This is a genomic window from Lampropedia cohaerens (assembly GCF_001005215.1).
In the GTDB taxonomy this organism is placed as follows: domain Bacteria; phylum Pseudomonadota; class Gammaproteobacteria; order Burkholderiales; family Burkholderiaceae_C; genus Lampropedia; species Lampropedia cohaerens.
The window spans coordinates 86,037-111,306 of sequence record NZ_LBNQ01000018.1 but is presented as its reverse complement, the minus strand read 5'-3'; the positions used below and the strand labels follow the sequence as shown (position 1 = coordinate 111,306).

The 25,270-nt window shown below is 63.4% G+C and carries 19 protein-coding genes; 7 read left to right on the top strand and 12 right to left on the bottom strand.

Annotation, left to right across the window (positions count from 1 at the left end):
- The first annotated feature begins 42 nt into the window (after positions 1 to 42).
- Positions 43 to 835, top strand: a protein-coding gene (locus AAV94_RS14580) for an IS5 family transposase (RefSeq protein WP_156454342.1) whose coding sequence is annotated in 2 segments (ribosomal slippage) — positions 43 to 302 and positions 301 to 835 — 795 coding nt in all. Because the reading frame shifts where the segments join, the coding sequence is not laid out codon by codon here.
- Between the two features lie 299 nt (positions 836 to 1,134).
- Here AAV94_RS14580 and AAV94_RS04510 read toward each other — a convergent pair.
- From AAV94_RS04510 to AAV94_RS04500, 3 genes are all read right to left on the bottom strand, one after another.
- A complete protein-coding gene (locus tag AAV94_RS04510) occupies positions 1,135 to 1,758 on the bottom strand; it encodes a class I SAM-dependent methyltransferase (RefSeq protein ID WP_231731233.1) in 624 nt (207 codons plus the stop codon).
- Positions 1,759 to 1,948: 190 nt separating this feature from the next.
- Complete coding sequence (locus AAV94_RS04505; protein ID WP_084824738.1) at positions 1,949 to 3,154, bottom strand: ChuX/HutX family heme-like substrate-binding protein; 1,206 nt, start codon at positions 3,152 to 3,154, stop codon at positions 1,949 to 1,951.
- Between the two features lie 78 nt (positions 3,155 to 3,232).
- Positions 3,233 to 5,473, bottom strand: a complete 2,241-nt coding sequence (locus AAV94_RS04500) for a TonB-dependent hemoglobin/transferrin/lactoferrin family receptor (RefSeq protein ID WP_052754908.1) — start codon at positions 5,471 to 5,473, stop codon at positions 3,233 to 3,235.
- Positions 5,474 to 5,966: 493 nt separating this feature from the next.
- On the opposite strand from AAV94_RS04500, the gene prpC reads away from it, so the two are divergent.
- The 6 genes from prpC (at position 5,967) to AAV94_RS04470 (ending at position 15,358) form a co-directional block, all read left to right on the top strand.
- Positions 5,967 to 7,136 carry a bifunctional 2-methylcitrate synthase/citrate synthase gene (prpC, locus tag AAV94_RS04495; protein WP_046741134.1) on the top strand — a complete coding sequence of 390 codons (1,170 nt, stop codon included), beginning with the start codon at positions 5,967 to 5,969 and terminating at the stop codon, positions 7,134 to 7,136.
- A gap of 104 nt (positions 7,137 to 7,240) precedes the next feature.
- Positions 7,241 to 9,859 (top strand): Fe/S-dependent 2-methylisocitrate dehydratase AcnD, encoded by a 2,619-nt coding sequence (gene acnD, locus AAV94_RS04490; RefSeq protein WP_046741148.1) that lies wholly within the window; start codon positions 7,241 to 7,243, stop codon positions 9,857 to 9,859.
- A 78-nt stretch (positions 9,860 to 9,937) separates the two neighbouring features.
- Positions 9,938 to 11,137 carry a 2-methylaconitate cis-trans isomerase PrpF gene (prpF, locus tag AAV94_RS04485; RefSeq protein ID WP_046741133.1) on the top strand — a complete coding sequence of 400 codons (1,200 nt, stop codon included), beginning with the start codon at positions 9,938 to 9,940 and terminating at the stop codon, positions 11,135 to 11,137.
- A 30-nt stretch (positions 11,138 to 11,167) separates the two neighbouring features.
- Complete coding sequence (locus AAV94_RS04480; protein ID WP_046741132.1) at positions 11,168 to 12,028, top strand: isocitrate lyase/PEP mutase family protein; 861 nt, start codon at positions 11,168 to 11,170, stop codon at positions 12,026 to 12,028.
- 263 nt (positions 12,029 to 12,291) lie between these two features.
- On the top strand, positions 12,292 to 13,749 hold the full coding sequence (locus AAV94_RS04475) for a bifunctional 2-methylcitrate dehydratase/aconitate hydratase (protein ID WP_046741131.1): 1,458 nt from the start codon (positions 12,292 to 12,294) through the stop codon (positions 13,747 to 13,749).
- A gap of 97 nt (positions 13,750 to 13,846) precedes the next feature.
- Positions 13,847 to 15,358, top strand: coding sequence for an ABC transporter substrate-binding protein (locus AAV94_RS04470; protein WP_046741130.1), 1,512 nt, complete (start codon positions 13,847 to 13,849; stop codon positions 15,356 to 15,358).
- Positions 15,359 to 15,406: 48 nt separating this feature from the next.
- Here the strand turns inward: AAV94_RS04470 and AAV94_RS04465 are convergent, their stop codons facing one another.
- From AAV94_RS04465 to AAV94_RS04425, 9 genes are all read right to left on the bottom strand, one after another.
- Positions 15,407 to 16,528, bottom strand: a complete 1,122-nt coding sequence (locus tag AAV94_RS04465; RefSeq protein WP_052754907.1) for a GGDEF domain-containing protein — start codon at positions 16,526 to 16,528, stop codon at positions 15,407 to 15,409.
- A gap of 22 nt (positions 16,529 to 16,550) precedes the next feature.
- Complete coding sequence (trmB, locus tag AAV94_RS04460; protein ID WP_046741129.1) at positions 16,551 to 17,330, bottom strand: tRNA (guanosine(46)-N7)-methyltransferase TrmB; 780 nt, start codon at positions 17,328 to 17,330, stop codon at positions 16,551 to 16,553.
- Between the two features lie 145 nt (positions 17,331 to 17,475).
- A complete protein-coding gene (gene gluQRS / locus AAV94_RS04455) occupies positions 17,476 to 18,414 on the bottom strand; it encodes a tRNA glutamyl-Q(34) synthetase GluQRS (protein WP_046741128.1) in 939 nt (312 codons plus the stop codon).
- A 92-nt stretch (positions 18,415 to 18,506) separates the two neighbouring features.
- Positions 18,507 to 19,871: an argininosuccinate synthase gene (gene argG / locus AAV94_RS04450; protein WP_046741127.1), complete on the bottom strand. Its 1,365-nt coding sequence runs from the start codon at positions 19,869 to 19,871 to the stop codon at positions 18,507 to 18,509.
- 220 nt (positions 19,872 to 20,091) lie between these two features.
- Positions 20,092 to 22,185: a type IV pilus secretin PilQ family protein gene (pilQ, locus tag AAV94_RS04445; RefSeq protein WP_046741146.1), complete on the bottom strand. Its 2,094-nt coding sequence runs from the start codon at positions 22,183 to 22,185 to the stop codon at positions 20,092 to 20,094.
- Positions 22,186 to 22,196: 11 nt separating this feature from the next.
- On the bottom strand, positions 22,197 to 22,730 hold the full coding sequence (locus AAV94_RS04440; protein WP_046741126.1) for a pilus assembly protein PilP: 534 nt from the start codon (positions 22,728 to 22,730) through the stop codon (positions 22,197 to 22,199).
- A gap of 1 nt (position 22,731) precedes the next feature.
- On the bottom strand, positions 22,732 to 23,370 hold the full coding sequence (locus tag AAV94_RS04435; protein ID WP_046741125.1) for a type IV pilus inner membrane component PilO: 639 nt from the start codon (positions 23,368 to 23,370) through the stop codon (positions 22,732 to 22,734).
- Between the two features lie 24 nt (positions 23,371 to 23,394).
- Positions 23,395 to 23,979: a PilN domain-containing protein gene (locus AAV94_RS04430; RefSeq protein ID WP_046741124.1), complete on the bottom strand. Its 585-nt coding sequence runs from the start codon at positions 23,977 to 23,979 to the stop codon at positions 23,395 to 23,397.
- Positions 23,976 to 25,058, bottom strand: a complete 1,083-nt coding sequence (locus tag AAV94_RS04425; protein ID WP_046741123.1) for a pilus assembly protein PilM — start codon at positions 25,056 to 25,058, stop codon at positions 23,976 to 23,978. Before AAV94_RS04425 ends, AAV94_RS04430 begins: the two co-directional genes overlap by 4 nt.
- Between the last annotated feature and the right edge of the window lie 212 nt (positions 25,059 to 25,270).

Genomic DNA, 25,270 nt, shown 5'->3' with positions numbered 1-25,270 from the left:
AGAACCTGTTCAAAGTCTCTGGAGTTATGAGATGCTTTGGGGATGAGAAAGAGCTATCCGAGCGACATCAGCCGTGAACAATTCGAGATTGTCAAGCCGTTGTTGGAAAGCGCGCGCAAAAAGACCAGCCCCAGGCGAGTAGACCTGTATGAGGTGTTCTGCGCGGTGCTGTACCTGCTCAGAAGCGGCTGCCAGTGGCGCATGCTGCCCGAGGAGTTTCCGAAGTGGCGCACGGTGCACTCGTACTTTGCGATCTGGAGCGAGCCACGCGAAGGAGGCAGCCTGCTGGAGCAGGCTTTAAAAAAATCAGGTTGGCGCGGCCCGAGAGAGACTGGGGCGCAACGCCTGCAGCACGCTCTTGATCGTGCACGCGCAGAGCGTCAAGAACAGCGATACGGCGGGCCAGAAGGGCTATGACGCAGGTAAGAAGGTCTCGGGCATCAAGCGCCACATTGCGGTGGACACGCAGGGCCTGCCGCACGCGGTGGCGGTGACCACGGCCGAGGTGACGGACCGCAAAGGGGCGTTGCAGGCGCTGCGTCGTTGCGGGCCTGGACTCAGGCAGGTGCAAAGTCTACTGTGCGACAGCGGCTATGTGGGTCAGCCCTTCACACGGGGTGTGTGCGAGGTCCTGGGTGAGCATGTGACGGTGCAGATTGCCAAACGCAGTGAACTGCATACCTTCAAGGTCATGCCCAAGCGCTGGGTGGTCGAGCGCAGCTTCGCCTGGCTGGGCAAGAGCAGACGACTATGGAAGAACTGCGAGCGCCTGCTCAACACCAGCTTACAGTTCATTCACCTGGCATTCTTGGCTTTGCTGCTCAAAAGACTTTGAACAGGTTCTAAGAACCTGTTCACGATCTTTTCATGCACCGCGCAGTCAGGCAAAAGTGCGGCGGGCAAGGCGCCTGCCGCAGCCCAGACTGGGCGTCTGCGCAAGGCGGGCAACGCCGCCCGGTGTGCTTTTGCCTGGCTGCCCTTCGGGTTGGTGCACCAGACGCACGCTGCGGTGTTGCAAATTCTCGTCGGGCCACCAGAGCGACTGCGGTTTGCGCCTTGCATCGCATCGTCTGGTGAGCCAACGCGGTGCATGAAAAGATCGTGAACAAGTTCTCAGCCTTGGGCCTTGCCACCTCAACTGCGCGGGGCGTTGCGGATCAGCACCAGGCGCGAGAGGTTGAACGCATTGACCTTGCGCACCGACTCGATCTGCCAGTCCACCTGCTCGACATGTTCGGCATACGAAAAAGCCGAATCGAATCCCAGCTTGCGCACGAACGGCTTGGCCAGCGCCTCGAGGACGTTCCAGACCGGACCCGCATTGGAGAAGTGATTGAGAATAACGATCAGCCCACCGGGCTTGCACACGCGGCGCACCTCGCGCATGAACGCTCGGGGATCCGGCGTCACGGAGTAGGTATAGGGCAAGGTCACGCAGTCAAAGGCCCCGTCGGCAAAGGGCAGGCGCTCACCATCGGCAACCAGCAGCGTCACCGGCGCGGGACGCTGCGGATCGACCTTTTCGCGCGCCTTGCGCAGCATGCCAGGCGACAGATCAACGCCTGTTACCGGGACCTGCGGCGGATACTGGGGCAGCAGCAACCCTGTGCCCACGCCAATCTCCAAAATGTTGGATACCGGCTGCTGCCGCAGCGAGGCAGCCAGCGCCTTGCGCCCTGGCTCGAGCACCATGCCAAACAGCTTGTCGTAGATGTTGGCGTACGTGTCATAGCGATCACGCACGTCCTTTGCAGTCACTTTCAAATCTGCCCCCGTCCGCGTCTGGGCACCTGCCTTCGGCAATGGCACTGCCGCGCGTCGCCCGTGCAGCGCATGCCGGCCAACCTCGTCAGGCAATCAGTCGCAAAAACCGGTGAGTATAAGGAAACCGGCGAACTCGGTGCGCCACGGCCATGCCTGCCTGCGCCGCGCATGGCCAAGCGGGCTGTCATCCGCCTGTGCGGCCAGGCAATGCCTGCACCAGCTCGATCCACGCGTGGGGTACGGGATGCTCCCGGTCTCGCACGCCAAACAGCGAGGTGATGAGCTGGCCCTGCGCGTCATAGAAATCCAGCGAATGAATCCCGCCGCGCTCGATGTGCCAGGCGCTGGCCACCGCAGACGCGTGCAACGCAATGTAGCTGGTCGGATCATCGACGATCAGCCACCCACCCTCCTCTCGCACAGTGTGCACACGATCGGCGAACACTTGCGTGGCGGCACCGTTGCTGACGAACACCATGATGGGCAACTGCTGCGCGGAAGCCTGCATCAGTACGGCATGCAGTGCCTGTGGCGCCAGCGCGCGTGCCTTGCCCGGCGGTGCCAGGCGCAGCGCCTGCTCGCGCTCCAGGCCAAACTCGCGCATGACGCGATTGAACTGGTGTACGTCTGTCATCTCCAGCCATGCCCGGTGATAGGCCTCCAGATCCACCTCGTCATCGGCGACGCGCGGCTGCTCTGGCATGTTTTCTGGCTGCGCCTGCAGCGCTGGTGCCACCTGCTCGGGATGTCGGAACTGCTGCACCAGGGCATCGAACGCAGCGACTGCGCTGGAGTTGGCCAGCGTCACGCTCTGGATTGGCTGGCCCTGCGCGTTGAAAAAGACCAAGCTGCGCTGCGCCGGGCAGCCCGCCTGCGCCACGCGCTGCACCGCCAGCGCATGGGCCCACTGACTGAAGCGAAAGCGCAGATCGATCGCCCCGCCAAAGTAGCCGTTAGCGTTGGCGCGATTGCGCGCGGCCTGCTCGCGGTCCTTCTGCGCATCACCGGTTGGCGCGCGCCATTGCTGCGGCAGCCTGTTGGGCGAGCCGATCCGGGCGATCGATGCGGTGGGCTTGGCCGTGCGCACCTGCACCTGCCCCAGATCCAGCACCGCAGTCATGATGTCGGGTGCGGTCTGCTCCCCATCGGCGCGCAGCCGCGTGACACCATGGCCGATCTGGCCCACCAGTGCATCCCAGTGCACAAGCGCCGCCTCATCCGCCACGCACCGCGCAGTGGGAATGGCGGCAATGCCTGACGCGGCGGAGGGCTGCACCGCAGACGACATGGCCGCCTGCCCCGCACAACCAGTGAGGGCGGTGGCCGCGATCAGCGCCACCTGGGTGCGCAACAGCCGCACCCGCGAGAGTGTAAAAGCTAATGAAGGCATGGTCGTATTCCGTACTTACGGTGCTGCGCCACGGTCAGTACGTGGCGCAGCACCTGGAGAGAAAGGCACCGCCTGCTGTCAGAACTTCACTTCCAGGGAGGTGCCCAAGCTGCGGCCTGGCCTGGCCTGCCGCTCGATATCCACCGTGTCTGCAGCGCCTAAGTCACGCACCGAGGCGTAATCCCAGTACTTGCGATCAGTCAGGTTGTAGATGCCGACCCGCCACGTCACATTGCGTGCGACGTTCCAGTACCCCGTCAGATCCAGCACCGTGGCGCTGGGCACGCGGAACTTCTCTCCATCAGCGGCCGTGTTGTTCATCACGTCGATGGCATCGGCCTGGCGCGAGCGGGTCCAGCTCGCATGCAGTGCCGCGCCAAAACGCCGTCCTGGGTCGTCATAGGCAAGACCGGCCACCAGCTTGGCTGGCAACACGGAGCTCAGATCGCCTGATGCGCCTGTTTCCGCATTGGTGGCGCGACCGCGCGACCACCCCCCTGCCAGAGACACGCTCAAACCGCGCACTGCCGGTGCCCACTGGCCCAGCTCGAACCGACTGCTCAACTCGGCACCCCAGATGCGGGCCTTGCCAATGTTGACCGTGCGGTAGACGAACAGGGGAAACTGCGGCAGGTCCGGATCACGGCCAATATTGCTGTATTCAATAAAGTCGCGGTAACGGCTGTAAAACGCCGCAGCGCTCAAGGTCACGCCCTGCACAGGGGCGCCGCGCAGACCCAGCTCCACGTTGTCGCTGGTTTCCTTTTTCAAATCCGGATTGCCGACGATGGCGTACCCCGTGCCAGGATTTTCGAAGGAGCCGGTCAACTCACTGACCGTCGGCACCCGCGCGCCGCGGCTGTACTGGGCATAGGCATCAAACGTCGGGGAAAGGCCGATCGAGAAATTCAGGCTGGGCAACCAGAGCGTGCCTGAACCCCGCCGCGCCTCGCCCGCCGAGCCTTCGGAGCCTTGCGCATAGCGCTCCAGATCCTTGGGCTTGATGCGGTAGTGCTGCACGGTCAGCCCCGGCGTCACGCGTGCACCGTGGGGCCCAATGGGCAACTTGATCTCATCGCGCGCATACAAGGTCACGCGCGTGTCATCGGCCGAGGCTGCACGGTCGCGAATGGTCGGCGGCTGTACCTCGCCATTGTCAAGGTAGGTGCGCACCTCCTCCCAAGGCCGCTTGCTGGCCGTATGTGTCAGCGCCAGCCCGTAGAAGATCCCATGCTGGCCGCTCTGCTTGCGGGCATCCAGCGTGCCGCCCCAGGTGTCGTACTCACTGTTGGCGTAAATAGCACGCGAGTAGGGACGCGGTGCGCGCGGATTCGCCGCAACCTCCGGCACAAAGGTGTCATTGCGCGCTTCACTGCGCTGGTAGTAGACACGGCTTTCCAGCACGTCGAAGGCCGCCACACCACCGCCCGGTGCCAGGCGGTGCTCCAGGCTGACACGCGTGCGGCGGTTCCTGCCGTCCTGCTTGGCGCCTTCGGGTAACGAGGTACTCACGCGGTTGATCTGGTCGATCTCGGTGTCCCGCTGGAAATGCTCCAGCGACAACCCCAGCCTGCTGCCCGTGCCCGCTCCCCAGACGAACTTGGTCAGCAGCGCATTGCTGTCCCAGTTCTGCGCGTTGATGGGCGCATTGCCCTTGCTGCGGGTGTGCTCACCGTCACGGCGCGCATAGATGCCCAGCGCCTGTACCTGGCCGATCTGCGCAGCGCCCGTCAAGGCGTGCAGCCAGCTGCGGTCTGCGGACTGGTAGCCCAGCTTGTAGCCGCCAAACCAGGTGCGCCCATCGGAGAGAAAGTCCTCCGGACTCTTGGTCACGAAGCGCACCCGGCCGCCCTGTCCCAGACTGCCACTGCGGCCGGACGCCGTAGCACCGCTTTCGATCTCGACAAACTGGTATAGCTCGGGCTCGATGGTGTCCCGACTGGTGGAGAAGCTGTTGTTCTTGCCACCGTCCGGCAGGTTCTCCGCCGGCGGCAGCTCGATGCCATCGACGTCGATGGCCACGCGATTGCCATCAACCCCGCGGATGTTGTAGCCGGTCGTACCCGATCCATCCCAGATATTGTTGGAGCCGCTGGCCACGCCCGGCGCACTGACCAATGGCTGGTAGCGCACGATATCCGCCATGCTCGACGCCCCCTGGTTGGCCAGTTGCGCCGCATCCAGGCGCCGCACGGTGCCACGCGCGTCATCGGGCTCGGCCTCGCCGCGAACGAGCACCTCTGGCAAAGTCTGCGACTGCGTGTTCTGCGTTTGCGCCCACGCTGGAATGGCCAGGCCCATCAGCCCGGCAACGGCCATACAGGCCGCCAGAGGCAATGGTCTGCAAGCCGCGCGCACTACGGGCGAGTGCTGCAATGAAGCGGGTGCGGAGCCCGGGATGACGCAAGGAACAACAGATCGCTCAGCCATGAATAGCCCTCTAGAAAAGACGGTTTGGATCGTGGCTGGCATGGCGCTGGTTGCGTCGCAACGCCATCAATGCGCGTCGGCTGGCTAAATGGAGACTCTTGAATTCACGTCCGTTGGTGCCCAAGAGCACCTAACTACGCAAAACCGTAAATTTTAGCGCGAATCACTACTGTTTGCATATCTAAACGCAAAAAAGCTAGATAGCTACTGCAGCCAGCGTTCCATTTGCAAACTTTGCAAGTGAACACCTGTCGATTCGCAAAATCCAGCAAACTGGCTGATGCAGTTTCTGGGCGTTTTCCTACAATGGCTGCATCCCCATAGCAGGCCAGAGTAGTGCCGCGATGTGCACTGCGGGCCGCATACCAAGGAGGCACATCCCATGACGAGCACTTCCCCTCAGGCAGCCAACACCAGCGGCCCAAAGCCGAAAAAATCCGTCGCCCTCTCCGGCGTCGCTGCCGGCAATACGGCGCTGTGCACCGTGGGCCGCAGCGGCAATGACCTGCACTATCGCGGCTACGACATTCTCGACATTGCAGAAAAGTGCGAATTCGAGGAAGTGGCCTATCTGCTCGTGCACGGCAAGCTGCCCAACGTGGCCGAGCTGCGCGCCTACAAGACCAAGCTGCAAAGCCTTCGCGGACTGCCCGCCCAGGTAAAAACGGTGCTGGAGGCTATTCCCGCAGCGGCCCACCCAATGGACGTGATGCGCACTTACGTTTCCATGTTGGGCACGGTGCAGCCGGAAAAGGACGATCACAACCTGCCTGGCGCGCGCGACATTGCCGACCGGCTGATGGCCTCGTTGGGATCGGCACTGCTGTACTGGTACCACTTCAGCCACAATGGCCGCCGCATCAATGTTGAGACGGATGACGACTCCATCGGCGGTCACTACTTGCACCTGCTGCACGGCAAGCGCCCACCCGAATCCTGGGTGAAGGCCATGCACATCAGCCTGATTCTTTACGCCGAGCACGAGTTCAATGCCTCGACGTTTACCTGTCGCGTCATTACCGGCACCGGATCGGACATCTACTCGGCCATCGCTGGTGGCATTGGCGCTCTGCGCGGCCCCAAGCACGGCGGCGCCAACGAAGTCGCGTTCGAGATCCAGAAGCGTTACGACAGCCCGGACGAAGCGGAAGCCGACATTCGCGAGCGCGTAGCCCGCAAGGAGGTCGTGATCGGCTTTGGCCATCCGGTCTACACCATCAGTGACCCACGCAACGTCGTCATCAAGAAGGTGGCCAAGCAACTCTCGGATGAGGCCGGTTCCACCAAGATGTATGACATTGCCGAGCGGCTTGAATCGGTGATGTGGGACGTCAAGAAGATGTTCCCGAACCTGGACTGGTTCAGTGCCGTGAGCTACCACATGATGGGCGTGCCGACCTCCCAGTTCACCCCGTTGTTCGTGATCGCCCGCACCGCGGGCTGGAGCGCCCATGTGATCGAGCAGCGCATCGACGGCAAGATCATCCGCCCCAGCGCAAACTACACCGGCCCGGAGGACCAGCCCTTCGTGCCGCTGGATCAGCGCCCCTGAGAGCGCTCGTCGCACGGCTGTCGGCCCGAGCGTTGCACACCGGTGCGACTACCGGGCCTGGCCTGTCGTCTGTATCCCCGCTGCCTCCACTGAGAATGACCACGATGAATACCGACTACCGCAAGCCGCTTCCCGGCACCGGGCTGGACTACTTCGACGCGCGCGCTGCCGTCAACGCCATTGCGCCGGGTGCGTGGGACCGCCTCTCCTACACCGCCCGCGTGCACGCCGAAAATCTCGTGCGCCGCGCAGAACCGGAAAAGCTGCAGGACTATCTGCGCCAGCTGGTAGAGAACCGTCGCGACATGGATTTTCCCTGGTTTCCGGTGCGGGTGGTGTGCCATGACATCCTGGGGCAGACAGCGCTGGTCGACCTGGCCGGCCTGCGCGATGCCATTGCCGAGCAAGGTGGCGATCCCGCTGCGGTGAATCCGGTCGTGCCGGTGCAGCTGATCGTCGATCATTCACTGGCCGTCGAATGCGGCGGTGATGACCCCGACGCCTTTCGCAAAAACCGTGCGATCGAGGACCGCCGCAACGAAGACCGCTTTCACTTCATCGAATGGACCAGGCGCGCATTTGACAACGTCGATGTCATTCCGGCCGGCAACGGCATCATGCACCAGATCAATCTGGAGAAAATGTCGCCCGTGGTCTACGTGCACGACGGCGTAGCGTTTCCCGACACCTGCGTCGGCACCGACAGCCACACCCCGCACGTGGACGCGCTCGGCGTGATCGCCGTCGGCGTGGGCGGGCTTGAAGCCGAGAACGTGATGCTGGGTCGCGCCTCGTGGATGCGGCTACCGGAAATTGTGGGCGTGCGCCTGACAGGCCGCCGTCAGCCCGGCATCACCGCCACCGACATCGTGCTGGCGTTGACCGAGTTTCTACGCAAGGAACGGGTGGTCGGCGCCTATGTCGAATTCTTCGGAGAAGGCGCCGAAAGCCTGTCGATCGGCGATCGCGCCACGATCTCCAACATGTGCCCGGAATACGGTGCCACCGCGGCGCTGTTCTACATCGACAACCAGACCATTGATTACCTCAGGCTGACCGGGCGCGACGAGGCACAGGTCAGGCTGGTCGAGACCTACGCCAAGACCGCCGGATTCTGGGCCGATTCCCTTCAATCGGCACAGTATGAGCGGGTGCTGGAATTTGATCTATCCAGCGTGGTGCGCAACATGGCCGGGCCCTCCAACCCGCACCGGCGCCTGCCCGTGCATGCGCTGCGTGAGCGCGGCATTGCCGATGCTGCGCTGCTGGAGCAGGCGCGGGCGCAGGAGGCCCAGGGTCAGATGCCTGATGGTGCGGTCATCATTGCCGCCATCACCAGCTGCACCAACACCAGCAACCCGCGCAATGTCATTGCCGCGGCGCTGCTGGCGCGCAACGCCAACGCCCGGGGGCTGACGCGCAAACCCTGGGTCAAGACCTCGCTGGCGCCGGGCTCCAAGGCGGTGGAGCTGTACCTGCAGCAGGCCGATCTGCTGGGCGAGCTGCAAAAGCTCGGTTTCGGCATCGTCGCGTTCGCCTGTACCACCTGCAACGGCATGAGCGGCGCACTCCATCCTGCCATCCAGCAGGAAATCATCGACCGTGATCTGTATACGGTCGCCGTGCTGTCGGGCAACCGCAACTTCGATGGCCGTATCCACCCCTACGCCAAGCAGGCCTTTCTGGCCAGCCCGCCGCTGGTCGTGGCCTATGCCATTGCGGGCACGATCCGTTTCGATATCGAGCAGGATGTGCTCGGCATCGACGGCGACGGGCAGCAAGTGCGCCTCAGGGACATCTGGCCCAGCGATGAGGAAATCGACGCCATCGTCGCCAAGGCTGTCAAACCCGAGCAGTTCCGCAAGGTCTATGAACCGATGTTTGCCGCCCGCGTCGAAACGGGCGAGAAGGTCAGCCCGCGCTATGCATGGCGCCCACAGTCCACCTACATCCGCCGACCGCCATATTGGGAAGGTGCATTGGCCGGTGAACGTACGCTGCGCGGCATGCGCGCGCTGGCGGTGCTGGGCGACAACATCACCACCGATCACCTCTCGCCATCGAACGCCATCCTGCCAGACAGTGCCGCCGGCGAATACCTGGCGAAGATGGGCCTGCCGCCGGAGGACTTCAACTCCTACGCCACCCACCGCGGCGACCACCTGACCGCGCAGCGCGCCACCTTTGCCAACCCGAAGCTCATCAACGAGATGGCCGTGGTCGATGGCGAGGTCAAGCAGGGCTCGCTGGCGCGTCTGGAGCCGGAAGGCAAGGTCATGCGCATGTGGGAGGTGATCGAGACCTACATGCAGCGCAAGCAGCCACTGATCATCATTGCCGGGGCCGACTACGGCCAGGGCAGCTCGCGTGACTGGGCCGCCAAGGGCGTGCGCCTGGCCGGGGTGGAGGCCATCGTCGCCGAAGGGTTCGAGCGCATCCACCGCACCAACCTGATCGGCATGGGCGTGCTGCCGCTGCAGTTCAAGCCCGGCACCACGCGCAAGACGCTGGGCATCGACGGCAGCGAAACCTTCGATGTAGTGGGCACGCGCGCCCCCGGGGCAACGCTGACCCTGCGCATCCATCGCCGCAGCGGAGAGGCCATTGACGTGCCGGTGACCTGCCGCCTGGATTCCGATGAGGAAGTCAGCGTCTATGAGGCAGGCGGTGTGCTGCAGCGCTTTGCGCAGGACTTTCTTGAGGCCAACAAGGCCATGGCCTGAAGACCATCCGCTGCGCTGCCCTGACTCCGCCGAAGGTCGGCAGGCAGCGCCCCTCAAAACCTACCAGCCGCAATCCGCATGATTTTCCCTGCACAACTCAAGATTCCCGCCACCTACATGCGTGGCGGCACCAGCAAGGGCGTCTTCTTTCGTCTGGAAGACCTGCCCGAGCCCGCGCGCGTGCCAGGCCCCGCGCGCGACCGGTTGCTGCAGCGCGTCATCGGCAGCCCCGACGCCTATGGCAAGCAGATCGATGGCATGGGCGGCGCAACATCCAGTACCAGCAAGTGCGTCATCCTCGCGCCCAGCAGCCATGCGGACCATGACGTCGATTATCTGTACGGCCAGGTCAGCATCGATGCCGACTTCGTCGACTGGTCGGGCAACTGCGGCAATCTCTCCACGGCTGCCGGCGCGTTCGCACTCCATGCCGGGTACGTGGACGCCACGCGCATTCCGGCCAACGGCGTCTGCACCGTGCGCATCTGGCAGGCCAACATTGGCAAGACCATCATTGCGCACATTCCCGTCACCAACGGACAGGTGCAGGAAACCGGAGACTTCGAACTCGACGGCGTGACCTTCCCGGCAGCCGAAATCGTGCTGGAATTCATCGACCCTGCCGACGACGGAGAGGACGGTGGCGCACTGTTTCCGACCGGCAACCTGATCGACGACCTTGACGTTCCAGGCGTAGGCACGTTCAAGGCCACGATGATCAACGCCGGCATTCCGACCATCTTCGTCAACGCAGCGGACATCGGCTACACCGGCAGCGAACTGCAGGAGGCCATCAACGGCGACGCCAAGGCACTGGCGCGCTTTGAGGCCATCCGCGCGCATGGCGCCGTGCGAATGGGCCTGCTGCGCGACGTCGGCGAAGCCGCCAAACGCCAACATACGCCCAAGATCGCCTTCGTCGCGCCACCTGCCGACTACACCGCCTCCAGCGGGAGGACGGTCCAGGCCAGCGACATCGACCTGCGCGTGCGCGCGCTCTCGATGGGCAAACTGCATCACGCCATGATGGGCACGGCATCGGTCGCCATCGCCACTGCGGCAGCCATTCCCGGCACGCTCGTCAATCTGGCGGCGGGCGGTGGCGCACGTCAGACCGTGCGTTTTGGTCACCCGTCGGGCACATTGCGCGTCGGCGCCGAAGCCAAACTGGTGAACGGCGCAAACGGTCCGCAGTGGCGCGTGACCAAGGCCGTCATGAGCCGAAGCGCGCGCATTCTGATGAGTGGATGCGTGCACGTTCCCGCTGATTGCTTCTAACAAGCAGTACTTTCAAGGAGTCCCGCCACCATGTCCACCCGAAAGAAACTCCGTGCGCTCGCCAATGCGCGGCGCGGCGTCATTGTCCCCGGCGCGTTCAATGCCCTGTCTGCGCGCGTCATTGCCGACCTGGGCTTCGAGGCCATCTATGTCACTGGCGCCGGCGTGACCAACATGTGGTTCGGCATGCCCGATCAGGGCTTTATGGGCCTGGCCGAAATCGCCGACCACACCGCACGCATTCGTGATGCGGTGGAGGTGCCACTGCTGGTGGATGCCGACACCGGCTTTGGCAATGCCCTGAACGTCTACCACACCGTGCGCGTACTTGAGCGCGCAGGCGCCGACTGCATCCAGCTGGAAGACCAGGTCGCACCCAAGCGCTGTGGCCACTTCAGCGGCAAGGCCGTCATCTCCACCGAAGAGGCCGTCGGCAAGATCAAGGCTGCCGTGGATGCACGCCGCGATCCGGACTTTCTCATCATGGCCCGCACCGATGCGGCGGCCGTGCATGGTTTCGAGGCAGCCATAGAGCGTGCGCAGCAATTCGCCGACGCCGGTGCCGACATCCTCTTCGTCGAGGCGGTCACCAAGGAAGAGGAAGTGCGCGCCCTGCCCCAGCGGCTTGCGCCGCCACAGCTGATGAACATGGTCATCGGCGGCAAGACGCCGATCTTCGGTGCCGAGGAGCTGGCCCAGCTCGGCTATGGACTGGTGCTGTATGCCAATGCCGCATTGCAAGGCGCCGTCATGGGCATGCAAAAAGCCCTGACCACCCTGCGCGATGAGAAGCAGGTACTCGAATCCAGCGGCCTGGTGGCGCCATTTGCCGAACGCCAACGTCTGGTCGGCAAACCGTTCTGGGACGAACTGGAGAAGAAATACAGCTGATTGCAACAAGGATCGCAATCCACAGAAAATGCATCCGGCCCGCAATCGGGCCTACATCGAATTTGTCGCGGCTGCCCGGTGGTCCGGAAGCCGCACAGATCACGATCCCTCCCCAGCGACGTGAAGATGCCACCACGCCCCACCTGAGACGGTGGTGTGCGTGAGGCCAGCCAGGCTCAAGGGATTGCGCGTGTGTCGCTGCAGCAGGCCAATGGCCTGCCGCAGCCATCGTTTCCGCAACCGCCACAATCTGGAGTGCTGCCATGTCTACCCCCTCTACCAATTCCCGCCCCGCGTTCGATCAGGTCATGGTCGATATCGCCGACTATGTGCTCGATTACCGGATCGACTCCCAGCTGGCCTATGACACGGCCCGCAACTGCCTGATCGATACATTGGGCTGCGGGTTGGAGGCCCTGCAGTATCCGGCGTGTACCAAGCTGCTCGGCCCCGTCGTCCCTGGCACGATAGTGCCGCACGGCGCCCGGGTGCCTGGCACCGCGCTGCAGCTCGATCCGGTGCAGGCGGCCTTCAACATCGGCGCGATGATCCGCTGGCTGGATTTCAACGACACGTGGCTGGCCGCCGAGTGGGGGCACCCCTCGGACAATCTGGGCGGCATCCTCGCCGTCGCCGACTGGCTCAGTCGCACCAACGTCGCGGCCGGGCGCAAGCCGCTCACCATGCGAGACGTGCTCACCGGCATGATCAAGGCGCATGAGATTCAGGGCTGTATTGCACTGGAAAACAGCTTCAACAGGGTGGGACTGGACCACGTCGTGCTCGTGAAGGTTGCCTCCACTGCCGTGGTTGCACAGATGCTGGGGCTCAGCCGCGAGGAAATTCTCAACGCCATCTCGCTGGCCTGGGTCGATGGCCAGAGCCTGCGCACCTACCGCCACACCCCCAATACCGGCAGCCGCAAGAGCTGGGCCGCAGGCGACGCCACCAGCCGCGCCGTGCGGCTGGCACTGATGGCTGGCACGGGGGAAATGGGCTATCCCACGGCCCTCACGGCACCGGTCTGGGGCTTTTACGACGTGCTGTTCAAGGGTCAGCCGTTCAAGTTTCAGCGCCCGTATGGCAGCTATGTGATGGAGAACGTGCTGTTCAAGATCAGCTATCCGGCTGAGTTCCACAGCCAAACCGCCATTGAGGCAGCCATGGCACTGCACGAGACGCTCAAGGGCATGGGCAAGAGCGCGCAGGACATCCGCAAGGTCACCATCCGCACGCACGCGGCCTGCATGCGCATCATCGACAAGAAGGGACCGCTCAACAACCCTGCAGACCGCGACCACTGCATCCAGTACATGGTCGCGGTGCCACTGATCTTCGGGCGCCTGACCGCAGCCGACTACGAGGACGCCGTGGCCGCCGATCCCCGCATCGATGCGCTGCGCGAGAAAATTTCCTGCGTGGAGGATCCCGGATTCACACGCGACTATCACGACCCGGACAAGCGCAGCATTGCCAATGCCCTGACCGTCGAACTGAGTGACGGCACGGTGCTGGACGAGGTCGTCGTCGAATACCCCATCGGCCACAAGCGCCGCCGCGCCGAAGGCATTCCGTTGCTGGAAGCGAAATTCCGCACCAATCTGGCACGCAAGTTTCCGACCAGGCAGCAGCGCGCCATCCTCGCCGTCTCGCTCGACCAGCAGCGCCTGGAGCAGATGCCCGTGCATGCGTATGTCGATCTCTACGTGATTGCCGCCTAGGCTGCGCGTACCGCGCCGGTTGCATCCGGGCTGGCAACCTGCAATAGCGCTGCGTGGAATAATGCCGTACCCACGCATTCACGGAGAGTTTCTCACGATGTTGAACAGGCGCAGCATTCTGGCTTGCAGTGCGGCATTGCTGGCGGCAAACGGACTGGCATTGTCTTCGCAGGTGCAGGCCCGCAACACGGCAGCGGACACCAGAAACACCATCACCATCGGCATGGCGCTGGAGCCGCCGGGGCTGGACCCTACCGTCTCCGCCGCCTCCGCAGTGGCAGAAATCACGCTCTACAACATCTACGAGACACTGACCAAGATCAACGCCGATGGCAGCGTCTCCCCATTGCTGGCCGAAAGCTGGGAGGTCTCACCCGACCTGTCCAGCTACACCTTTCGCCTGCGCCAGGGCGTCAAGTTCCACAACGGCGAACCATTCAACGCCGAAGCGGTCAAATACAGCTTCGATCGGGCCAAGTCCAGCAAGAGCACCAACAAAGACAAGGCGATCTTCGCCAAGCTGCATACCGAGGTCGTGGATGCCCATACGGTACGCATCACCAATGAGGAGATCGAGCCTGAGCTGCTGTTCATCCTCGGCCAGGCCACGGCCATCATCGTCGAGCCACGCAGCGTGGCCAGGAACACCAGTGCCCCCACGGGAACTGGCCCCTACCGGTTGCAGCGCTGGAGCCGCGGCACGTCCCTGACGCTCAAGCGCTGGGAGGAGTATCCGCGATTGGGCCAGCTGCGCATCGAGACGGCGACCTTCCGCTTCATCTCCGATCCTGCCGCGCAGATGGCCGCCTTGCTGGCCGGCGATGTCGACGTGTTCCCGCGCGTGTCGCCGCGCAGCGTCAGTCAGTTCGAGTCGAACCCGCAGTATCAGGTCGTCGTCAGTGGATCGCGCGCCAAGACCATCCTCGCCGTCAACCACCGCCGCGAGCCGCTCGGCGACGTGCGCGTGCGCCGCGCCATGGCCGCGGCCATCGACCGCGAAATCGTGATCGATGCTGCCGGAGACGGGCTAGGTACGCCCATCGGCAGCCACTACGTGCCCGGCATGTTCGGCTACCTCGACACAACCGGCATCAATCCCTATGACCCGGATCGCGCCATTGGCCTGCTCAAGGAGGCGGGCGTGCAAACGCCGCTGAAGCTGCGCATGGCCCTGCCGCCGCCACCTTATGCGCGCCAAGGCGGCATTGTCATTGCCGCCATGCTGCGCCACGTCGGCATCGAGGTGGAGCTGCAGAATGTGGAGTGGGCGCAGTGGCTGAGCAACGTCATGGGCCAGCACAACTTCGACCTAACCCTGATCTCGCATGTCGAGCCGTTCGATCTGGGCAACTATGCCAATCCGAACTACTACTGGGGCTACGACTCCGAGGCGTTTCGCGCACTCTGGGCGCAGATCAAGACCGCCACGCGACCCACCGAACGTGCACGCCTGCTGGGCAACGCCCAGCGCATGCTGGCCGAGGATGCCGCCAACGTGTTCCTGTATCAGCCGCAATGGGTCACCGTCGCCCATCGGGATGTGCGCGGACTGTGGCGCGACATGCCGGTGTTCGTCAACGACCTCTCGGGCCTGCGCTGGATCAGCTAGCAGGCCGATCGGCTCAGAACCTGTTTAGAAAAGGTCGTAAACAGGTTCTCAGAACAGATCCACTTCCTGGTTCTGCACGGGTGCCTGCACCAGTCCCCTTTCCAGCAGGGACTCATAGTGCGCCAGCTGGTTCTTGCCATTGCGCTTGACGTAGTACAAGGCGCGGTCGGCCTGTTCGATCAGCGTTGACAGCGTCGCATCGCCCGCGCGCGAAAAGCCGATGCTGACGGTAACCTGGCCCACCTGGGGAAACCGGTGCGCCGCAATGGCTTGACGAAGCCGCTCAAGCACGTGCTCGGTGGTGGCCAGATCGGCTGCCCGCAGCAGCACCACGAACTCCTCGCCACCATAGCGAAACACCCGATCGGTACTGCGAAAACCTTGCTTGAGCAGATTGGCCACCAGCAGCAATACCTCATCACCGTACAAATGGCCGAACCGGTCGTTGATCTGCTTGAAGTTATCAATATCGATGACCGCCAGCCAGTCGGACTCGTCCGCATCAGGCTGCCCTGGCGTGCCCGCGCCGTGCGAGAACTCCGGGTGATCACCCTGCCCACGGCGGCGCTGCAGCGCCGCCTGCCCCTGCGGGGTGTGGGGAATGTCGCTGGCGCGGCGAAAGCGCAGCTCGTCGAAGGTCTTGCGGTTGTACAGCCCGGTCAGCGCATCCCGCTCGCTGTCGTCAAGCAGATCGTGGTAATTCTGATAGACCTGAAACACGGCGGCAATCAACTCCAGCCGCTCGGCCGTAAAAGGCCTGTTCTGCCGCAGCTCCACGCATTGCAGCGCCTGCTGCCGGTGCCAGAAGATCAGCCAGGTGACATGCACATCGCCATCGGCCGTCGACAAAATCGCACTGGCCTGTCGCTTCCCGTGCGCAATGGCCCTGCCCAGCTCAGGGTACTCGGCCAGTGGCCTGAGGCCGGCAATCTCCGCACCGCACCCTGTCTCGCAGACTCGACAGAACGCGCCATCGCCATGCTTGAACAGAACGTAATCGGCCTCGCTCAGACGCACCAAGTCCATCATGCCGACGGACACCACCCCCTCCAGCCTGGCCAGTGTGGTGATCACCGAGCGCTCCAGGCGCGCGTGACTGCGCTGGCCCGTCATCTGCGCCAGCCCTTGCAAAATGGGCTGCAACCGTTTCGGGGTGTATTCGTCGCTCATGACGGACCTACCGCACGCGTCTTCATGGGCCATCAGGTGGCGCGCCACCCTCCTGCCGCACGAACACCACATCCCATACACCATGGCCCAGCCGCAGACCACGCCGCTCAAATTTCGTCTCGGGCCGGTACCACGGCCTGCTGGCATAGCCGCCGTCCAGTGTTCCCTGATTGCGCAGCAGGGGATGAGCGCTGAACTGCGCCACCATCTGCTCGGCATATTCCTGCCAGTCGGTCGCGCAGTGCACGTACCCACCCGGTGCCAGCCGCTCGACCAGTGCCTGCACGAATGGAGCCTGGATCAGGCGGCGCTTGTGATGGCGCTTCTTGTGCCATGGATCGGGGAAGAAGATATGCACACCGGCCAGCATGCCGGGCTGCAGCATGTGCTCGATCACTTCCACGGCGTCGTGCTGGATGATGCGGATGTTCTCGATGCCTTCCTCGCCGATGCGCTTGAGCAGGGCGCCAACGCCAGGCGTGTGCACCTCGCAGCACAGGAAGTTATCCTGCCGCCGGGCCTTGGCGATCTCCGCCGTGGCATCCCCCATGCCAAATCCGATCTCCAGAATCAGTGGCGCACTGCGGCCAAACGCGGCGTCACTGTCGAGTGCAGCGCTCCGAAATGGCAGCACATAGCGTGGACCGAATTGCGCAATGGCATGCTGCTGGCCGGTAGTGGTGCGCCCCGCCCGCACGACGAAACTGCGCACGCGCGAAAAATGCGTACGTGATGCGGGTGCAGTCGATGCGTGCCCCTCGTGCACCGTTGCGCGAGAAGAAGTTTGCGAATCAGTAACCATGCAAAAAGTGACGCGACAAAAGGTGCGAAAAAAACGCCAATTGTGCCGCAATGCATGCAAGCGAGGACATTGCCGGATTGGCGGCATCGGATACGGGCACCGCAGGCGCGGCAACGCGGCGCGTGAGAACGCCGCCCACCGTCGGTCAGCGCAACGGATAGCGCTGTGCCCACAGGGGCACGCACTGCGCCAGAACCGCCGCTGGCGCAGCATTGGAGGCGGGCTTTGGCAGCGGCAGCTCCAGGATCTGCGCGGCGGCATGCAATACCGCCACCGGGTCCTGACCATCGACGCTGGGGGCGTGGTTGCCCTTGGAGAGCTTCTCTCCACGCGCATCACGTGCCAGCGGCACGTGCAGATAAGTCGGTGGCGGCAGGCCCAGGGCTGCCTGCAGCAGTAGCTGGCGGGGCGTGTTGTCGACAAGGTCCTCACCGCGCACGATATGGGTGACGCCCTGGGCACCGTCATCGACCACGCAGCCGAGCTGGTAGCTCCACATGCCGTCGCCACGGCGCAAGGCGAAATCTCCCACTTGCCTGGCCACATCCTGGACCTGATCGCCCAGGCGCCGATCATGCCATTGCACCGGGCCACAGTCTGGCACCGCAAAACGCCAGACACGCGGCGCGACCCCACCTTGCGCGTGACGACAGGTGCCGGGATAGATCAGGGTTTCAAACCGTGCACGTGCAACCCCCTTGGCCTGCCACGCTCGGGCAATGTCCTTGCGGGTGCAAGCGCACGGGTAAGCCTGCCCGCTAGCCACGAGCTGCTGCAGCGCGTGCTGGTACCGCGCGGTGCGGCAACTCTGCCACTGCACCGGCGCATCAGCCTGCAGGCCCAGCGACTGCAGCTGCCGCAGGATGGCTTCGCCCGCCTGCGGACTGCACCGCTGCGCGTCCAAATCCTCGATGCGTACCAGCCACTGACTGTCCCAGCCCTGTGCCTTGGCCGCGCGGGCATCCAGCCAGCTGGCCAGTGCCGCCACTACCGAGCCCAGGTGCAGTGGCCCGGTCGGCGAGGGCGCAAAGCGGCCCACATAGCGTTTCTCTAGCCGCTCGGGACTGTTGATTCGCAATTGCATCGCAAGCAGCCGTTCTGCACCTCAGGGCCTCAGCGCCTGTTGTGCACAGGCGCCGGACTCGGCAGGTTTCTGCCTGCCCGGCACCCGCACAGTCAGGAGTCCTCGCCGGCCTGCGCGTCGGGTTGAACGTTGCTCAGCAGGGTGGCGGCGCCATCCTGGCCAGGCAGCAGCAGCCCGGCCTTGGCGTAAATGCCGAGTTTGTCGCGCGTATCCACGATGTCCAGGTTGCGCATGGTAAGCTGACCGATGCGATCGGCCGGGCTGAATGGCGCATCCTCGACCTTCTCCATCGACAGCCGCTGCGGCGCATAGGTCAGATTTGGCGATTCGGTGTTGAGGATGGAGTAATCGTTGCCGCGGCGCAGTTCCAGCGTGACTTCGCCAGTCACCGCCCGCGCCACCCAGCGCTCGGCCGTCTCGCGCAGCATGATGGCCTGCGGATCGAACCAGCGTCCCTGGTACAGCAGGCGCCCCAGCCGGAGTCCATTGATACGGTATTGCTCAATCGTGTCTTCGTTGTGGATGCCGGTGACCAGCCGCTCGTAGGCCGCATGCAACAGCGCCATGCCCGGAGCTTCGTAGATGCCGCGGCTCTTGGCCTCGATGATGCGGTTCTCGATCTGGTCACTCATGCCCAGGCCATGGCGCCCGCCGATGCGATTGGCTTCCAGGAACAGCTCCACGCTGTCGGCAAAGGTTCGGCCGTTGAGAGCAACGGGCAGGCCCTCCTCGAAGCGGATGGTCACCTCCTCGGCCTTGACCTCCACTTCGGGCTTCCAGAATGCCACCCCCATGATGGGCTCGACGATGCGGATGCCGCTGCTCAGAAACTCCAGGTCCTTGGCCTCGTGGGTGGCTCCCAGCAGGTTGGAATCGGTGCTGTAGGCCTTCTCTGTCGACATCCGGTAGTCAAAGCCGTTGGCGATGAGGAACTCGCTCATCTCCTTGCGGCCGCCCAGCTCGTCGATGAACTGCTGGTCCAGCCAAGGCTTGTAGATCTTCAGCTGCGGGTTGGTCAGCAGGCCGTAGCGGTAGAACCGCTCAATGTCGTTGCCCTTGAAGGTCGAGCCATCGCCCCAGATGTGCACATCGTCTTCCTTCATCGCCGCCACCAGCATGGTGCCGGTCACCGCCCGCCCCAGTGGGGTGGTGTTGAAGTAGGTGACGCCGCCCGTGCTGATGTGAAAGGCACCAGCCTGGATGGCGGCGATGCCCTCGTGCACCAGCTGCTTGCGACAGTCGATCAAACGGGCCTTCTCCGCGCCGTAGGCCAGCGCCTTTTTGGGGATGGCCTCGTAATCGGTCTCGTCGGGCTGACCGAGGTTGGCGGTATACGCGTAGGGCAGCGCCCCTTTCTGCTTCATCCACAGTAGCGCAGCACTGGTGTCCAGGCCGCCAGAAAAAGCAATGCCGACCTTCTGGCCGGCGGGGATGGATTGGAGAATGGTGTTGGACATGAGAGGTTTACTCGGTAGCCAGAGGAATGCGTCGCAGGCAATGACGGGGTGGCGCGTGCGCCTTTTGCCAAGGCGCTAATTTTACGAGCGCAAGCAGCCCTGCATGAGAAGCCGACCCGATGATGACGACGCCTCTCGTGGCTCTTTCAGAATCTGCTTGCGTTCTTCGCGCGCGCCATCAGCCCCGCTTGTCAACTGCTTGGGGGCTGTCCTCAGGCCGTCAGCGGCGCATGGTGTTCTGCTCGGTCAGAATCTTGGGCGTGATGAACACCAGCAACTCGTTCTTCTGCGACGAGCGCTCGGTGCGACGGAACAGGTAGCCGGCCACCGGCAGATCGCCCAGGAACGGCACCTTGGTCACGTTGGTCTGCTCCGTCAGCTCGAAAATGCCGCCGATGACAACCGTGCCGCCGTTTTCGACCAGCACCTGTGTCGTAATCTTCTTCGTATCGACCGCACCCTGTCCGGCCACGCTCGGGCTGTCCTTGTTGACCTCCAGATCCAGGATGACGTTGCCCTCCGGCGTGATCTGGGGCGTGACGCCCAGGCGCATGACGGCCTTCTTGAACTCCACCGTGGTCGCCCCGTTCGGCGCGGTGGAGGCGTAGGGAATCTCGGTACCCTGCTCGATGAAGGCTTCGACCTGATCGGCCGTGACGATCCGCGGGTTCGAGATCACCCGGCCATCGCCAGTGGACTCCAGCGCCGACAGTTCCAGATTGAGGAAACGGTTGGCCGCCGAATTGAAGATGGACAGGGCAAATGACGCGGCGGACTCATTCTCGCCAAAGCCGCTGGCTCCCAGGTCGTACAGCGAGCCGGAGCCGGGGTTGTCGCCGGAATAGGAATTGCCGAAGCCGATCCGGTTGCTGTCGCTGCCACCGATGTTGGCACTCAGATTGCCGCTGCTCAGCCGCACACCCAGGTTGCGCCCGAAGCTATCCGATGCCTCGACGATGCGCGCCTCAATCAGCACCTGCCGCACCGGCACGTCCCAGCTGGCGACAAGGCGACTGACCTCTTCGAGCTTGGAGGGCGTATCCGTAACGAACAACTGGTTGGTGCGTGGCTCCGCAATGGCTGAGCCGCGATTGGTCAGGAAGCGGTTGCTGCGCCCCTCGCCCACCGAGCTGTTGCCCGACGAGATGAGCTGGTCGGCAATCACCTCCGAACGCGCATAGTTGAGCTGGAAGATCTGCGTGCGCAGCGGCTCCAGTTGCTCCAGCGCAATCTGCGCCTCATAGTCGCGTTGCCGGCGCGCGTTGAGCTCTTCCTTGGGCGCAACCCACAGCACGTTGCCATTGCGCTCATAGCCCAGATCCTTGGCGTCGAGAATGATCTGCAGCGCCTGGTCCCACGGCACATCCTGCAACCGCAGGGTCAGCGCGCCCTGCACGGTGTCGGAGGTGACGATGTTGAAGTTCGTGAAATCGGCAATGACCTGCAGCAGCGCACGGATCTCGATGTTCTGGAAGTTCAGTGACAGCTTCTCACCGGTGAACCCGACGCCCTGCGTCAGCGCCGTAGGGTCGGGTTCGATGCGCCGTACCTCCAGCACATATTGGCCATCGGCCTGGTAGGCGCTGTGTGTCCAGTCCCCCTCCAGCTCGGCCTCCACACGCGTGGAATTGCCCGTCTGGATTGCCTGCACGAACGTGACGGGCGTGCCGAAATCGGTCACGTCAAGCCGGTTTCTCAGCGCATCGGGCAGCGCCACGTTGGGCAGCTCCAGCACCAGCTTGCGGCCCTCCTCGCGCAGATCGACGCTGACCCCATTGGTCGGCAGGTCCAACACGATACGCGCCGCACCATCAACGCCGCGCCGGAAATCCAGCCCCTGCAGCGTGCCGGCAGCCGCCATCGGAGCGTGTGCCGAGGGCACTACCGAGGCCGGGGCGCGCGCAGTCACCATCGCCGGAGCTCCAAGCTGCACCAGCACCGTGCTGCCTGCGCGCTGCACCTGATAGGGCGTGGCTTCGCGCAGGTTCAGCACCACACGCGAGCGCTCACCGGCCTCGACCGCCTGAATGGCTCGCAGATTACCCTGATTGACTTCGACGTTCTGCCGCCCATCCGCAACCCCCACCCCCGGAAAGTCCAGAGAAATGCGTGCGGGGGTATGCACGACAAAGCCGACCGGATCGAAGTTGATGGGCTCGCTGAGCTGGATCTCGACAATCTCGCGCCCATCGCGCTGAGAGCCGCTGACCGAGACGATGTCCGCGGCCAGTGCCGAAAAGCTCGCCCCCAGCAGGCAGGCCGCAAACAGGCAGTGGGCTCGACGCGCAACGCTGTTCAAATAAATTCTCGCCATGTTTTTCTCCATCATTGCTGCAGCTCAAGCACTGTGCTGCGCGCCACCCAGTCCCCGGTTGCGTCCTGGACCACTTCGGAAAGCTGAATCTGCGTCTCGGTAATGGCGACGATCTCGCCATTGTTCTGCCCCAGGAAAGCCCCGGTGCCGACCTGGTAGAGGTGTCCGTCGACGCGCACCAACGCCGTGGGTGCACCACCGCGCTGCATGAAACCGACCATCTCGATCGAATCCAGTGGATAGGCTTCCAGCGGTTCCTTGCGACGGTTGCGATGGCGTTCGATCAGTCGGGTGTCCTCCCGGGCTTGACCGGTCGCAAAGACACTGGCGAGCTTCTGGAAGGCGAACGGGTCCTGTGCATCACCACGCTCATAGGCGGTGGGATGAAACACCGAAGGTTCATCGAGTGGTTGCACTCTGGGCACCGCCCGCGATTTCTCCTGCGCCATCCACTGTGAGACAGCCTCCTGCCGGGAGTCGGCGCAGCCTGCCAGCAGCGCTGCGACCGCCAGCGCCGCAGTCCATGAAAAGTAGCGGCCCTTCATGCTAATTCCTCCCGCCTTTCTTGGCGTTGGCGGCCGCCTGGCTTGCCTCCTCCGGACTGAGGTAACGGTACGTGCGTGCGATCGCCCGCATGGTCAGCCGATCGCTGGCGCGGTCAGCGGCCCCCCGGATCTCCATGTTCCCGATGGTTACGATGCGCGAAAGGTGCGCAATGTCGGAGACGAACTCGCCGATCGCATCGTAGGTTCCATCGACCACCAGCTCGATGGGTTGCTCGACGTAATAGTCACGCACCTGCTGTGCACCGGGCTTGAACAGCTGGAACTGCAGGCCACGCCCGATGCCAGCCTGGTTGATGTCGGACAGCAGCGCCGCCATTTCCGCTTCGTTGGGCAATTGCTTCTCAAGCAGGTTGACGTACTGGATCGCCTGCTCCTTCTGGCTCTTGAGCGCTTCAAGATTGACCGCCTTGGCGTAGTCACGGCTGAATTCGGTGCGCAGGCTGGCCTCACGCGCGCGCGCCGACTCCAGCTGATCGCGATAGCCGGATAACCACAGGAACCACAGCAGCACCAGCACGCCAGCGGCAATGAAGACGTAGACGCATGCTTTGGGTGCAATCGGCCACAGCCAGGGGTCTCGTCCACTGGTCTGCTGGAACTGCGACAGGATGTTTTTCATAAGCTTCGATTCCCCATTCGGCGGTCAACGCGGCTGTTCTTGCTCTTGCTCAGGCTTGTCCAGCCGGAAGTTCAGGGAATAGCCGTATACCTGACGGGGCGTGTCCCCGCCCACGTTCACCGTAGCGACCTTGGTCTCGATCAGCTGCGGCTGGGTGTTCCAGGGCATGTTCTCGGAGATGTTTCGCAGCAGCTGCGACACCGTTTGGTTCGATTGCGCAAAGCCAGACAGCGATACGACACTTTCCGCACGGTTGAGTGACGTGACGTACGAGCCGTTGGGCACCTCGCGAATGATCTGATTCATCAGCTCGACCGGCAAATTGCGCTCCGACTGAAGGTTCTCCACCGCTGCCTGGCGCGCCTTCAGCGCGGCAATTTCGGCCTCGATCTCGGCCACTTCCCGGATCTGCGCCTTGATGCGGGCGTTCTCCTGCTCAATCAGGCTGTTGGCACTGAGCTGATCGGAAATGAGGCTCTGAAAGTACAGGTAGACGCCGCCAGCCAGCAGTATTCCAACGATGCCTGCCAGCACACAGGAAGCCATGAAGGATTCCTTCCGGGCCTTCTTGGCCGCCTCCCGGTGCGGCAACAGGTTGATGCGGATCATTGATCAAACCTCCTGAGCGCCAGACCGCAGGCGGTGAGATAGCTGGGCGCCTCCCGCATCACGGACTTCATGCGCACGCTACCACCCATTTCCATACCTTCGAACGGACTTGCCACCTGGCATACTGTCTCCGTGGCCTGGGTCACCGCAGCGGCCAGCCCGTTGACGATGGCGGTGCCCCCCGCGAGCAGAATTCTGTCCACCGCGTTGTATGGCGTGCTGGTGAAAAACAACTGCAAGGCCCGCACCACTTCCTGGGTGAGATTGTTCACGAAAGGCCGCAGCACGGCGGCCGCGTAGTCGTCCGGCATCTCTCCGGCGCGCTTCTTGTTTTCGGCCTCTTCCACCGAAATGCCGTAATGGCGGCTGATGGCCTGCGTCAGCTGTGCGCCACCAAAGGCCTGCTCGCGCTCGAAAAGCAGGTCATCGCCCTGCACCACCAGCATGGTGCTGCTGGTGGCACCGATCTCGAACACCGCGACGATGGGCGCCTCGGCCGACTTGGGCCAGGCCTGCGCAAGACGGGTCACCGCCAGGTGCGAGGCGTACGATTCGATATCCAGTATCACCGCCTTCAGGCCCGCAGCCTCGGCCAGGCCCTGTCGATCCTGTACCCGGTCCTTGCGGGATGCAGCGATGAGCACCTCAACGTCGTCACTGGAACTCTTGGAGGGCCCGACGACACAAAAGTCCAGGCTCACCTCATCCAGGGAGAAAGGGATGTAGTGGCTCGCCTCGGATTCCACCTGGATCTCCAGCTCCTCTTCCGACAGCCCCGAAGGAAGAACAATCTTGCGGGTTATGACTGCCGACGACGGCAGCGCCAGAGCCGCATTGCGGGTGCGGGTGCCACTTTTCTTGATCAGTCGCCGCAGTGCTTCTGCCACCTCGTCGAAATTTTCAATATTGCCTTCCGACACCCAGCCTTTTTCGAGACGCTCTATTGCGGCACGCTCCAGCGTGATCTTGCCGTCGCGGCGCCCTCCACTGAGCTCGACCAGCTTCACGCTGGATGCGCTGATGTCGATGCCCAGCAAAGGCGCTTGCTTGGCACCGAACAAAGATCTTGCGGCGACCACACGCTCCCCTTTTCTGTTAAATAGAGCAACAAAATGTACAAGTTGACACGTATCCTAGCAGCCCCGCAAGATGCTGCAAACCAACTCGCCCGCACGGACGCTGCCCTGTTGTCAAAATCCGACGGCATAGTCGTTATTCTTTCAGAGCTTGCGGGCCGTTGTTGTCAACGGATAGCAACCGCGCACATTGGTAACAACATTTAACATTCTGC